7 protein-coding genes and 6 tRNA genes are annotated in these 12908 nt (G+C 61.8%); 3 read left to right on the forward strand and 10 right to left on the reverse strand.

Annotation, left to right across the window (positions count from 1 at the left end; genetic code table 11):
• Window positions 1-13: 13 nt before the first annotated feature.
• From glgX to malQ, 3 genes are all read right to left on the reverse strand, one after another.
• Entirely contained in the window at window positions 14-2152 is a 2139-nt protein-coding gene (glgX, locus tag AB7E19_RS17085; RefSeq protein WP_322131914.1) for a glycogen debranching protein GlgX, read from the reverse strand.
• Window positions 2152-4329 carry a 1,4-alpha-glucan branching protein GlgB gene (glgB, locus tag AB7E19_RS17090; protein WP_069652455.1) on the reverse strand — a complete coding sequence of 726 codons (2178 nt, stop codon included), beginning with the start codon at window positions 4327-4329 and terminating at the stop codon, window positions 2152-2154. The genes glgX and glgB overlap by 1 nt, the downstream gene beginning before the upstream one ends.
• A gap of 82 nt (window positions 4330-4411) precedes the next feature.
• Window positions 4412-6601 carry a 4-alpha-glucanotransferase gene (gene malQ / locus AB7E19_RS17095; protein WP_322131913.1) on the reverse strand — a complete coding sequence of 730 codons (2190 nt, stop codon included), beginning with the start codon at window positions 6599-6601 and terminating at the stop codon, window positions 4412-4414.
• 346 nt (window positions 6602-6947) lie between these two features.
• Here malQ and gap point away from each other — a divergent pair, with 346 nt between their 5' ends.
• Together gap and AB7E19_RS17105 are read left to right on the forward strand one after the other, a co-directional pair.
• Window positions 6948-7943, forward strand: a complete 996-nt coding sequence (gap, locus tag AB7E19_RS17100) for a type I glyceraldehyde-3-phosphate dehydrogenase (RefSeq protein ID WP_010672882.1) — start codon at window positions 6948-6950, stop codon at window positions 7941-7943.
• Between the two features lie 105 nt (window positions 7944-8048).
• Window positions 8049-8909 carry a D-hexose-6-phosphate mutarotase gene (locus AB7E19_RS17105; protein WP_322131912.1) on the forward strand — a complete coding sequence of 287 codons (861 nt, stop codon included), beginning with the start codon at window positions 8049-8051 and terminating at the stop codon, window positions 8907-8909.
• Window positions 8910-8979: 70 nt separating this feature from the next.
• Here the strand turns inward: AB7E19_RS17105 and nadA are convergent, their stop codons facing one another.
• Complete coding sequence (gene nadA, locus AB7E19_RS17110; RefSeq protein ID WP_052816503.1) at window positions 8980-10053, reverse strand: quinolinate synthase NadA; 1074 nt, start codon at window positions 10051-10053, stop codon at window positions 8980-8982.
• 142 nt (window positions 10054-10195) lie between these two features.
• Between nadA and AB7E19_RS17115 the strand changes: the two genes are divergently transcribed.
• Complete coding sequence (locus AB7E19_RS17115) at window positions 10196-12301, forward strand: methyl-accepting chemotaxis protein (protein WP_427936031.1); 2106 nt, start codon at window positions 10196-10198, stop codon at window positions 12299-12301.
• Between the two features lie 47 nt (window positions 12302-12348).
• Here the strand turns inward: AB7E19_RS17115 and AB7E19_RS17120 are convergent.
• The 6 genes from AB7E19_RS17120 to AB7E19_RS17145 all read right to left on the reverse strand — a co-directional run bounded on the left by AB7E19_RS17120 (window position 12349) and on the right by AB7E19_RS17145 (window position 12905).
• A tRNA-Val gene (locus AB7E19_RS17120) sits at window positions 12349-12424 on the reverse strand.
• A gap of 19 nt (window positions 12425-12443) precedes the next feature.
• A tRNA-Lys gene (locus tag AB7E19_RS17125) sits at window positions 12444-12519 on the reverse strand.
• A 22-nt stretch (window positions 12520-12541) separates the two neighbouring features.
• A tRNA-Val gene (locus tag AB7E19_RS17130) sits at window positions 12542-12617 on the reverse strand.
• Window positions 12618-12636: 19 nt separating this feature from the next.
• Window positions 12637-12712 (reverse strand) — tRNA-Lys (locus tag AB7E19_RS17135).
• Window positions 12713-12734: 22 nt separating this feature from the next.
• Window positions 12735-12810, reverse strand: a tRNA-Val gene (locus tag AB7E19_RS17140).
• A 19-nt stretch (window positions 12811-12829) separates the two neighbouring features.
• Window positions 12830-12905 (reverse strand) — tRNA-Lys (locus AB7E19_RS17145).
• Between the last annotated feature and the right edge of the window lie 3 nt (window positions 12906-12908).

The raw sequence follows: 12908 nt of genomic DNA on the forward strand, positions 1-12908 counted from the left end.
AGGGCGCCTGGCTCTACCCCGCCAGCGGGAACTGTGATCCCGTTGGCAACACGGCGACAACATCCGCTGCCACCACCCCTTCACTCGCCAGCACCGCCGCCGGCAGGGCGACCCGCTCCAGCAGCTTGAGGGAGTGGGCACGCCCCACCGCCACCTGCCGCTTGATGTCGTCCGGCAGGAAGGGCAGACCGTCGTTGGTGGCGGTGTCGATGGTCTGGATCCACTCCATGCCCTCCCCCGGCGGCGGCAGGCGGAACTGGATGTCATAGTCGCTGGCGTTGAACAGCACGTACCAGCGCTCCCCGATGCAGCCGATCATGCCAATGTCCATGGCAAACGCCTGCCCCATGGGGGCGTGCCAGTCCTGATCGGTGAGCTGATGGCCGTCCGGGTGATACCAGTTCACCTGGTGACAGCTGGTCGCCTTGCCGTTCCAGCCGTCGTCGCTCAGTTGCAGGTTGGAGAAGACCCCTGACTCCGCCCGCAGCGCCATCATCTGGCGGGTGAAGGCGAGCAGCCGCTCGTCCTCCGGGCGCAGTTGCCAGTTCACCCAGCTTATCTGGTTGTCCTGACAGTAGGCGTTGTTGTTGCCGAGCTGGCTGCGGCCCATCTCGTCCCCGGCGAGGAAGTGGGGCGTCCCCTGTGACAGCAGCAGGGTGGCGATCAGGTTGCGCTTCTGCTGCTGGCGCAGGTTGTTGATGCGCGGGTCCAGGGTCGGCCCCTCCACCCCGTGGTTGCTGGAGAGGTTGTTGCCGTGGCCGTCCCGGTTGTCCTCGCCGTTGGCCTGGTTGTGGCGCTGGTTGTAGGAGACCAGATCCTCGAGGGTGAACCCGTCGTGATAGCAGAGGTAGTTGACGCTGGTGTGGGGGGAGCGCCAGTTCTTCGGGAAGAGATCCCGCGAGCCCACCAGACGGGTGGCAAAATCCCCCATCTTGCCCGCATCCCCGCGCCAGAAGGCGCGCACCGTGTCGCGGTAACGATCGTTGATCTCCAGCCATTGGCTCGGAAACTGGCCGAGACGATAGCCGAAGGGGCCGATGTCCCAGGGTTCGGCGATGAGCCTGACCCGCGCCAGCACGGGATCCGCCATCATGGCCTTGAAGAAGGCGCTCATGGGATCGAACTCCCCCGCTTCCCGCGCCAGGGTGACCGCCAGATCGAAGCGGAAACCGTCCACCTGCATCTCGGTGACCCAGTAGCGCAGGGCATCGAGCACCAGTCGCAGGGTATTGGGGTGATCCAGATTGACGCTGTTGCCGCAGCCGGTGACGTTGGCGTGGCGATGGTAATCCGGACCGTGGGCCCCCGACTCGAAGGCATAGTAGCCCGCGTTGTCAAATCCCTTGAGGGAGAGCATGGGGCCGTCGAAGCCCGACTCGGCGGTGTGGTTGTAGACCACGTCCAGGATCACCTCGAGCCCAGCCCGGTGCAGCTCGCGCACCATGGTCTTGAACTCGGTCACCGCATCCTTCGCCCCGTAGCGCGGTTCGGGCGCGAAGAAGGCGATGGGGTTGTAGCCCCAGTAGTTGGTGAGCCCCAGCTGCTCGAGCCTGGGCTCGGACATGAAGGCCGCCACCGGCATCAGCTGGACCGAGGTCACCCCCAGCCCCTGCAGATGCTCGATCATCAGCGGGTGGCTGATGCCCAGATAGGTGCCCTGCAACGCCTTGGGGATGCCGGGGTGCTGGCGGGTGAACCCCTTGACGTGGGTCTCGTAGAGCACGACCCGCTCCGGCGGGATGCCGGGCTTGCCGACCCCCTGCCAGTCGAAGGCATCGTCCACCACCACCGACTTGCCCACCATGGCCGCGCTGTCCCCCTCGTAAAGGGCATCGTCCCAGTGGGTAGGACGGCTCAGTGCCCGGGCATAGGGGTCTATCAGCAGCTTGTCCGGGTCGAACAGCAACCCCTCCTGGGGAGAGCCATGCACCCGGTAGCCATAGCGCTGACCAGCCTTGACCCCGCGCACGTGGCCGAACCAGTACTGGCCGCGCCGACCGGGCAAGGGGAGACGCGCCAGCTCCTGCTCCTCTTCGTCGAACAGGCAGAGCTCCACCTTGTCCGATTGGGGAGCCCAGACACAGAAGTGGCAGCCCGTCTCGTCCAGACGGGCGCCAAGCGGGTGATCTACCCCGTTTTCCATTTCAAACATCAGGACTCCTGTTTGATGAACAAGGTCGCGAGCGGCGGCAAGTCCAGCACCAGGCTGTGTGCCATCCCCTGCCAGGGGGTCGCCTCGGCGACGAAGACCAGACCCACATCATAGTTGCTGCCCCAGTAATGCTCGCTGTCGGTGTTGAGCACCACCCGATAACGACCGGCAGCCGGCACCCCGAGACGGTAACCGATGCGCGGCACCGGGGTGAAGTTGCAGGCCACCACCAGCGGATGGGCCCCCAGCTTGTCGGCCCGCAGCCAGGCGAAGATGCTGTTGTCCGCATCCTGGTGATCCAGCCAGCGGAAACCGGCCTGTTCATAATCCGCCTGATACAAGGCAGGTTCATGACGATAGAGGTGGTTGAGATCCCGGATCAGCCGCTGCTGGCCGCCGTGCCTGGGGTACTGCAACAGGTGCCAGGGCAGCTGGGCATCATGATTCCACTCGTTGCTCTGGGCGATCTCGGTGCCCATGAAGTTGAGCTTCTTGCCGGGGTGGGCATACATGAAGCCCATGTAGGCGCGCAGGTTGGCGGCCTGCTGCCACTCGTCCCCCGGCATCTTGTAGAGCAGTGAGTGCTTGCCGTGGACCACCTCGTCGTGGGAGAGGGACAGAATGAAGTTCTCGTCATAGTGGTACACCATGGAGAAGGTCATGTCGTTGTGGTGGTAGCGACGGTGAATGGGCTCTTTTTGCATGTAGCTGAGGGTGTCGTGCATCCAGCCCATATTCCACTTGAAGCCAAACCCCAGGCCGCCAAGGAAGGTGGGACGGGAAACCCCGGCAAAGGCGGTGGACTCCTCGGCGATGGTCATGGCGTGGGGGTACTTGCCGTACACCTCCTCGTTGGTCCACTTCAAGAGGCTGATCGCCTCGTAGTTGTGGTTGCCGCCATCGACGTTGGGCACCCACTCACCGGCGTTGCGGGAGTAATCCAGATAGAGCATGGAGGCGACCGCATCCACCCGCAGGCCGTCGATGTGGAACTTGTCGAGCCAGAACAGGGCGCTGGCCACCAGGAACTGGCGCACGGTGTCGCGACCGAAGTCATAGATGTAGGAGTTCCAGTCCGGGTGCCAGCCACGGCGCGGATCTTCGTACTCGTAGAGCGGCGTGCCGTCGAAGCGGGCCAGGCCGTGGGCATCGGACGGGAAGTGGGCGGGCACCCAATCCAGAATCACGCCGATCCCCGCCTGGTGGCACTGATCCACAAAGTATTTGAAATCGTCGGCCGTGCCGTAGCGGCTGGTGGGGGAGAACATGCCCACCGGCTGGTAGCCCCAGGAGCCGCTGAAGGGATGCTCGGAGACTGGCAGCAGCTCGATGTGGGTGTACTCCATCTCCTTGATGTAATCCACCAGTTCCACCGCCAGCTCGCGCCAGCTCAGGCTGTCGCCGTTGGAGTGACGCTTCCAGGAACCCACGTGCAGCTCGTAGATGGAAAGGGGCTGCTCGCGCTTGTCATTGAGCTGACTCTCGCGCCAGTCGGCGTCCTGCCACTGGTACTGGCCGTGGTCATAGACCACGGAGGCGAACGAGGGGTACTGCTCGCAGTAGAAGCCCACCGGGTCGCTCTTGTGGGGCAGGCGATTGCCCGCCGGGTCTTTCAGTTCGAACTTGTAGCGATCCCCGGCCTTGAGCCCCGGCACGAACAGCACCCAGTGGCCGCACTGGCTGCGCTGCATGGGGTGACGGCGGCCATCCCAGAAGTTGAAATCGCCGATGAGGCTCACGGCGGTGGCGCTCGGCGCGTAGACGGCAAAGCGTACCCCTTCCACCTGCTGGCCGAGGTGCGTCACGGTGCGCAACTGGGCGCCGAGGGTGTGGTAGAGGTTTTCCGGTTGCCAGGTGAGTTCCGCCAGCCCCTCCCAGGCGGCGGCCTGGAACTGATAGGGGTCGATGATGTCGGCACTGGCGTCGGCGTAGGTCGCGATGAGCTGGTAGGGGAAGGGATTCTTGCGGCGGGTGAAAACAGTTTCAAAGAGGCCCGCTTCGTCAGCGGCGGTCAGGGTGGCAACTATCTTGCCTGACTTGAGATCCCTGACCCGGACCTCGAGTGCATCGGGCAACCAGGCGGTGAGTTTCAGGCCTGGCCCATCCGGATTGGCCAGCAGGCCTAGATGGGAGAAGGGATCGGCACAGCGGGCGGCAACCAAACGTTCAACGGGCATCGACATTTCCTTTGATGGCTGAACATCCGCTTCGGCCGAAGCCGAAGCGGATGAAAGTGAGTCACATGTTGGCGTTCAAGGCTCAACGGCTGGCCTCGTCACGGGCCCGGCTCATCTTGCCCGCCAGATTCTTGAGCGCCTCGTCGGCGAAGATATCCTCCAGATCCCGGGAGAGCTTGCGACGCCAGTTGGGGTACTCGTAGCTGGTACCCGGCACGTTGACCGGCTTGTCCATCTCCAGCCAGTCTTCGAGCTGGGTGCTGAACAGGGCACAGCTGCCGCGGGACATGTGCAGTTGCAGACCGTGGTTGAGCTCGGTGTTCATGCCGACCCAGTTCACGTCGTGACTGATATTGCCAGAGATGACCCCATGAGCATGCAGGCTGTCAAGGATCCGCTGCTTGGCCTGGTGGCGATCAGCATACAGGGTCTTGAGTACGTCTTCATCCGGGTACAGGCCCAGTTCGCGTCCCAGCGCCAGATCGTCGCAGTGCCAGAAGCCTTTGAGGGTCGGCATGTCGTGGGTGGTCAGGGCGGACATCGCCTGCTCGGCGTAGTGCGCCGGGGAGATGAAGCCGCCATCGTCCTTGGAGCGCTCGAAGAAGAACACCTTGTAGGAGTGGACGCCGTTCTCTTTCAGGGTCACGTCGATCCCCTCCGGCACGGTCCCCAGATCCTCGCCGATCAGCAGGCACTGGTTGCGATGAGACTCGAGGGCCAGGATCCCCAGCAGATCGTTCACCGGATAATAGATGTAGGCCCCCTTGGCAGCGGACTCTCCGGGCGGCACCCACCACAGGCGCAGCAAGGCCATCACGTGGTCGATGCGCAGGGCGCCGCAGGAGCGCATGTTGGCGCGGAACAGATCCACCATGGGCTGGTAGGCGGCCTCGAACAGCTGGTTCGGGTTCATGGGGGGCAGGCCCCAGTTCTGGCCGAGGGGGCCGAGGATGTCGGGCGGTGCACCGACCGAGGCTTTCGGGCAGTAGAGATCCCGGTTTGCCCAGATCTCGGTGGAGCCTTCGGAGACGCCGACCGCCAGATCCCGGTAGATCCCCATCACCATGCCGGCGGCCTTGGCGCGGGCATCGGCCCGGGCCAGCTGCTCGTCAGCCAGGAACTGCAGATAGAGATAGAAGGCCACATCCTGCTGGTGCTCGGCCATCCAGGCCGCCACTTCGGGGTTGTGGTAATCGCGCAGCGCCTCGGGCCAGACCGGCCAGCCCCAGGCATTCTCGCCCTTGGCATAGAAGTGGGCCTGAAGGGCGTCAAACGCTGCCTGCTGTTGCAGGCTGTCACCGCCGGCAGCCACGAAGGCATCGAACGCAGCCTGACGCTCGGCGCTGAAGCTGGCCTGGTCGAACACCTGGCGCAGCATCCCGATCTTGGTCTGGATGACGCCGGTGTAATCCACATTGTCCTTGACCCGCAGGGAGGTGAGGTGCTGCTGGAAGGCCGGGCTCGCCACTTCCGCTTTCAGGCGATCGTTGCCTAGGAATTCGGGCACCGCTTCCACATCGATATAGGCGACGTTGAGCCAGCGACGGGAAGAGGGGCTGTAAGGGCTGGCACTCTCCGGGTTGGCCGGATAGAGGGCATGAATGGGGTTGAGACCGACGAAGTGGGCTCCCCAGGCGGCGGCATTCTCAACCAGCTGGCCGAGATCGCTGAAATCGCCGATGCCCCAGTTGTGGCGGCTGCGCAGGCAGTAGAGCTGGACGCTCGGGCCCCACACCTTGCGACCATTGGCGATGGGCGCCTGCTTGTAGCAGGACTTGGGGGCGACGATGAGACGCATGGTGGCCAGCGGCTCGTCATTGCCCTCTTCCAGCAGGATGAGCTGGTGATAACCCAGCGCAGGCTGCACATCCAGAGTGACGCGATAGGCCTGGCACTCCATCTCCTCGAACTCGGCCACCCCGACCAGCTCACCCTCGATGGGGGTGAGTTGACCGGACAGCACTGCACCCTGCTCCTGCTGGAGCTGCCAGGTGAGGGCATCGTTGACGAATTCGATGGGGAGGCGAACCTCAAGAGTAACGGCGTCGCCGCTGCGTACCACCATCACGGGATCCAGCGCGCGCAGCCAGTGCTGGCGGTGCTCCTGCTCAAGCTGTTCGGACAGGGCGGCCTCGTCGTCGACGCAGTAGCCCATGGCGCCCAGCATGGCGGCCTTGCTCTCTTCCGATACCAGGGCCGGCTGGCCCCAGGCATCAACATACTCACTGGCAATGCCTTTGGCGGCAGCCAGCTGTTCAATCAGGGTGGTCATAGTTTGAGAATTCCCGCTGTGGATTCTGTCTACGCTATTTTGTGATTAATTTTTATGGTTGGTACTTGAACAGTGGCTCTTTGGCCATGCTAAACCGCGCACATTTTTACATATCTCCCCGGCTGGATGTGTGACCGGGCAGGCACTATTGTTGTTCTCTGCCACCGACTTTGCTGATGATGCATTCAACAAAAGTTGGTAGCCAGTTACATAAACCGAAAATAAATTTCACAGTTTTTCATGATATAGCGCAATTTCGCGCTGATTGTTGGTTGACTCGCGAGGGAGTTCTAGTAAATTTACAAACGGAATTTTCTTTGACTACTGAACAGTTAGGTAACCAATTATGACTATCAAAGTAGGTATTAACGGTTTTGGCCGTATCGGTCGTTTCGTTTTCCGTCTGGCCGCTGAGCGTGCTGACATCGAAGTGGTTGGTATCAACGACCTGATCGACGTTGACTACATGGCTTACATGCTGAAGTACGACTCCACTCACGGTCGCTTCAAGGGCACTGTTGAAGTCAAAGACGGCAACCTGATCGTCAACGGCAAAACCGTACGTGTTACCGCTGAACGTGACCCGGCCAACCTGAAATGGGGCGAAATCGGTGTTGACGTTGTTGCCGAAGCAACCGGTCTGTTCCTGACCGACGAAACCGCTCGCAAGCACATCGCTGCCGGTGCCAAGAAAGTCGTACTGACCGGTCCGTCCAAAGACGCCACCCCGATGTTCGTCATGGGCGTCAACCAGGATTCCTACGCTGGCCAGGACATCGTTTCCAACGCTTCCTGCACCACCAACTGCCTGGCCCCCATTGCCAAGGTTCTGAACGATACCTTCGGTATCGAATCCGGCCTGATGACCACCGTTCACGCTACCACTGCTACCCAGAAGACCGTTGATGGTCCGTCTGCCAAAGACTGGCGCGGTGGCCGCGGTGCGGCTCAGAACATCATCCCGTCCTCTACCGGTGCTGCCAAGGCTGTTGGCGTGGTCATCCCGGAACTGAACGGCAAGCTGACCGGCATGGCCTTCCGCGTGCCGACTCCGGACGTGTCCGTTGTTGACCTGACCGTCAACCTGAAGAAAGAAGCGTCCTACGCTGAAATCTGCCAGGCCATGAAGGCTGCCTCCGAAGGCGCCATGAAGGGCGTGCTGGGCTACACCGAAGACGAAGTGGTTTCCACCGACTTCCTGGGTGAGCGTCAGACTTCCGTGTTCGATGCCAAGGCTGGTATCCAGCTGAACAAGACCTTCGTGAAAGTCGTCTCCTGGTACGACAACGAAATGGGCTACTCCAGCAAGGTTCTGGACCTGATCGCTCACATCTCCAAGTAATTTGGGATGCGCAATCGCGTAGCTTGAAAAAAGGCGGCCAATGGCCGCCTTTTTGTATTCTGAATCACGGACCCTTTCTGAATGTCCCCGAGCACTGGAGCCTTTATGACACCGACACGTACGCTGACTGCCCACTGCACCCTGAGCCAGGATGGCCTGCCCCTGCTGACCATAGACAATGAGCACGCCAGGGCCGAGATAAGCCTGTTTGGCGCCCACGTGCTGCGTTACCAACGCCATGGTGAGCCGGCCTCCCTCTGGCTCAGCGACAAGGCGATACTGGATGGCAGCAAGCCCATTCGCGGCGGCATTCCCCTCTGCTGGCCCTGGTTCGGCCCCTCCCCCGCTCGCGTTGGCAGCGGCAAGCCGGCTCATGGCTTCGCACGCAACTGCCTGTGGACGCTGGATGGGGTCTCCGATCACGGGGATGGCACACTCGTCCACCTCTCCCTGCGTGACAACGATGCCAGCAGGACACTCTGGCCCCATGCCTTCGAGCTGGAGCTGGACGTACTGGTCGGCAAGGAGCTTTCCCTGGTGCTGACCACCCGCAACACCGGCAAGTCAGCGCTCACCTACAATGCCGCCCTGCACACCTACCTGCAGATCAGTGCGCCGGAAGCGGTGACCGTGACCGGCCTCGGCGAACCCTATCTGGACAAGCTGACCGGCCGAAACGAACTGCAACAGGGCACGCTGACCGTCACCGCAGCCATGGATCGCATCTACCGCCAGCCCGATGCCATGGTCAGCGTGCAGGATGGTGAGCGCACCACCCGGGTGGTCAACGGCAACCACGACAGCGTGGTGGTCTGGACCCCCTGGCAGGAAGGGGCCAGCGCCATGGCCGACATGAGTGACGACGGTTATCGCACCATGCTCTGTGTCGAGGCGGCCATCACCGCCGAGGACGGGATCACCGTCCCGCCCGACGAGGAGCACAGCTTCTCCACCGTCATCATCTGACGATACAGATGACGGATAAATAAAGAGGGCTCCCGCGGGAGCCCTCTTTGCATCTTGCCATCAGAGTCAGTCAGGCGTTGCCCTGGGTCTTGAGCTTGAGCTCGGCGGCGAAATCCAGCATGCGGTCGAGCGGGACAAGCGCTTTGAGACGCAGTGCCTCATCCACATGGATCTCGTGACGCTCGGCACCATCGGTCAGGGCTTCCTTGATGGCCACCAGGCCGTTCATCGCCATCCAGGGGCAGTGGGCGCAGCTGCGACAGGTGGCACCATCACCGCCGGTGGGCGCCTCCACCATCTCTTTCTCCGGGCAGGCCTGCTGCATCTTGTAGAAGATGCCGCGATCGGTCGCCACGATCAGTTTCTGCTGGGGCAGCTCTTTGGCGGCCTTGATGAGCTGGCTGGTGGAACCCACCGCATCCGCCAGCTCGATGACGGAGGCCGGGGACTCCGGGTGCACCAGCACGGCGGCATCCGGGTTCTGGGCCTTGAGCTCGCGCAGCGCCTTGGCCTTGAACTCGTCGTGCACGATGCAGTGACCCTGCCAGCGCAGCATCTCGGCCCCTGTCTTCTTCTCGATGTAGGCGCCGAGGTGTCTGTCCGGGCCCCAGATGATCTTGTGACCCTGACTGTCCAGATGTTCGACGATCTCCAGCGCAATGCTGGAGGTGACCACCCAGTCGGCCCGTGCTTTCACCGCTGCCGAGGTATTGGCATAGACCACCACGATGTGATCGGGGTGCGCATCGCAGAAGGCGGAGAACTGGTCGATGGGACAACCCAGATCAAGAGAGCACTCGGCCTCCAGCGTCGGCATCAGCACCCGCTTGTGGGGGCTCAGGATCTTGGAGGTCTCTCCCATGAAGCGCACACCGGCCACGATCAGGGTCTGGGCTGCATGGTCGCGACCGAAGCGGGCCATCTCCAGGGAGTCACCCACGAAGCCACCGGTGGCTTCTGCCAGGGCCTGGATCTCGGGATCCGTGTAGTAATGGGCAACCAGCACGGCCTGGCGCGCCTCGAGCAGCACCTTGATCTCGGCGATCAGGGTCGCCTTCTGCTCGGGAGTCAGGGGCTGTGGTTTGGCCGGGAAGGGGTAGTCCATCTCGACTACCGGCGGAATACTGCTCAGTGCATTGCTCATTGCGACTGTTCCATCAACGCTCGGGAAGGCCAAAATTATAACCAGAAGCCGTGCACAAACCCATCAACAAATCCAGTACAGTACAACTGTCAGGACCCGCTCCGACCATATCGTTGTCATTCTTGCCAAAAGGAGTTGTCGAATGAAACAACGTTCGCTCAAGACCAAGTTGTTGTTGCTCACGCTGGGACTTTTTCTCGCCAGTGGCGTCGCCATGACATGGATACAGTCCTCCTCGCTGAACGGCCTGCGCGATGACATCATGGCGCAGACCCGTGGCGCCCTGGAGCAGGAGGTTTCCCGTTCCCTGCAATTCCAGGCAGAGCGGTATGCCGTGCAGATCGAAGACCAGTTGCAGCAGGCCTATCAGATACCGCTCGGCATGGCGGCGCAGCTTGAAGGAAGCATGGCCCAGCCGGACCAGCGGCTGAGCCGCCAGCAAGTGGAGCTCCTGCTTGGCAGCCGCCTGCGCCAGGCAAACGGGATCAGCTCCATCTACGCCCAGTTCGAACCCAACGGTTACGACGGACAGGACGCCGACTGGCAGACGGGCGCCAGCCATTCGGTTGCCGGCAAGGGCAGTCTCGAGGTCTATTTCACCCGGGAACAGAACGGAAACATCGCGCAGCAGACCATAGATGCCGCCACCAGTGACGCCAAGTTCGACACCTCGCGCAATGAATTCGGCATTCGCAACAGCGAGTGGTATCTCTGCGGTCGCGAGACACGTCGCCCCTGCCTGATGGAACCCTACCTCTACGAGATAAGCCCTGGTCAGAAGATGCTGATGACCAGCCTGACGGTGCCCGTCCTCAAGGGTGGCAAGTTTGCCGGGATCACCGGGGTCGACATGAACCTGCCCATCTTCCAGCAACTGGCCGAGCACCTTGGCAAGAGCCTCTATGACAACCAGGCCGAGGTCACCCTGGTCAGCAAGACGGGCTTCATCGTCGGCAGCAACCGCCATTCGGACAAACTGGGGCGCCCCCTGACAGAGGCCGGACTGGTTGCCCCGAATGGACACCCCGCCGATACCGACAGCGATTTCATCCTGCAGCAGCCCATACGGATCGAGGCTGCCGACAACCAGTGGTGGCTGATGATCAAGGTGCCCAAGGCCCTCGCCCTCAGCCAGGCCAACACCATCAGCCAGCAGCTCGGCAGCCTGTTGCAGGCGACCCAGCAGCAGCAGCTGATCGCCATCGTTGTCATCACCCTGGTGGCCCTGGGGCTGCTTGTCTGGTTCATCCAGACCATCACGGCGCCCCTCTCCCTCATCAGCCGCCACGTCTCCCACCTCGCCAGCAATGAGGGCGACCTGACCCAGCAGATGCGCATCGACACCCACCAGGAGCTCATCGAGCTGGGCAGGCATCTCAATGCCTTCCTCGGCAAGCTGAGGGCCATGGTGCAAGGCAGCAAGCAGATTGGGCAACAGGTGCATCAGCAGGCCAGGGGCATGAAGCAGACGGCCGATGCCATGCGCAGCAACCTGGATGATCAGAGCATGGAGCTGGAGAGCGTGGTCAGCGCCATGCACGAGATGAGCACCACGGCAGTCAGCGTGGCGGGCTATGCGGAACAGGCGGCGCAGGAGTCGGAAGCGGCGACCCACCATGTCAGCACGGCCCAGCAGACCTTGAGCAGGGCCCGCAACGAGATCCATACCCTGGTCGAGGACATGCATCAGGCCGACAAGGCGGTCGCCAAGGTCGCCCAGCGCAGCACCAATATCAGCCACATTCTCGATGTGATCCGGGCCATTGCCGAACAGACCAACCTGCTGGCCCTCAACGCAGCCATCGAGGCGGCGCGGGCCGGCGACATGGGCAGGGGTTTTGCCGTCGTGGCGGACGAGGTGAGGGCGCTGGCCAACAAGACCCGCTCATCCACCGACGAGATAGGCCAGCTCATCGGCAGCCTGCAAACCGAGGTCACCAGCAGCCAGCAGCTGATGAGCACGGGGATCGCCCGCTCGGTGAGCACGGTTGAAGGCACGGAGCAGGCCTTCGAGGCACTCAATCAGGTGGTCACCCAGATCCAGCAGATCCATGATCACATCAGCCAGGTGGCGACCGCCGCCGAGCAGCAGAGTGCCGTGAGCGACACCATCAACCAGAACCTGATGCGCATCGGCGACGCCGCTACCACCCTGGGACAAGAGGCCAATGCCAGCCAGCGCCTGAGCGAGGCACTGGAACAGGCGGCCACCACCCTGGCAAGCGAGCTGGATCGACTGCGAACCTGATGGGAGACGGAAACGAAAAAGCCCGCATCGCTGCGGGCTTTTCAATATGGTGGTCGTTACTGGGCTCGAACCAGTGACCCCCTCCTTGTAAGGGAGGTGCTCTCCCAGCTGAGCTAAACGACCTGGGATATGACTGAAATGATGGTGGGTCGTGCTGGATTCGAACCAGCGACCAATTGATTAAAAGTCAACTGCTCTACCGACTGAGCTAACGACCCATCGAAATCATTTTTTAAAGCATGGTGGTCGTTACTGGGCTCGAACCAGTGACCCCCTCCTTGTAAGGGAGGTGCTCTCCCAGCTGAGCTAAACGACCTGGGACAAGACTGAAATGATGGTGGGTCGTGCTGGATTCGAACCAGCGACCAATTGATTAAAAGTCAACTGCTCTACCGACTGAGCTAACGACCCATCGAAATCATTTTTTAAAGCATGGTGGTCGTTACTGGGCTCGAACCAGTGACCCCCTCCTTGTAAGGGAGGTGCTCTCCCAGCTGAGCTAAACGACCTGGGACAAGACTGAAATGATGGTGGGTCGTGCTGGATTCGAACCAGCGACCAATTGATTAAAAGTCAACTGCTCTACCGACTGAGCTAACGACCCATC

Origin of the sequence: Aeromonas sp., from assembly GCF_050252055.1 — a bacterium.
Taxonomy (GTDB): Bacteria; Pseudomonadota; Gammaproteobacteria; order Enterobacterales; family Aeromonadaceae; genus Aeromonas; species Aeromonas caviae.

Bases quoted from the DNA above. Each gene is read 5' to 3' on its own strand.
- malQ (WP_322131913.1), bottom strand. From the start codon at position 6,601: ATGACCACCCTGATTGAACAGCTGGCTGCCGCCAAAGGCATTGCCAGT.
- AB7E19_RS17115 (WP_427936031.1), top strand. From the start codon at position 10,196: ATGAAACAACGTTCGCTCAAGACCAAGTTGTTGTTGCTCACGCTGGGA.
- glgB (WP_069652455.1), bottom strand. From the start codon at position 4,329: ATGCCCGTTGAACGTTTGGTTGCCGCCCGCTGTGCCGATCCCTTCTCC.
- glgX (WP_322131914.1), bottom strand. From the start codon at position 2,152: ATGTTTGAAATGGAAAACGGGGTAGATCACCCGCTTGGCGCCCGTCTG.
- gap (WP_010672882.1), top strand. From the start codon at position 6,948: ATGACTATCAAAGTAGGTATTAACGGTTTTGGCCGTATCGGTCGTTTC.
- AB7E19_RS17105 (WP_322131912.1), top strand. From the start codon at position 8,049: ATGACACCGACACGTACGCTGACTGCCCACTGCACCCTGAGCCAGGAT.
- nadA (WP_052816503.1), bottom strand. From the start codon at position 10,053: ATGAGCAATGCACTGAGCAGTATTCCGCCGGTAGTCGAGATGGACTAC.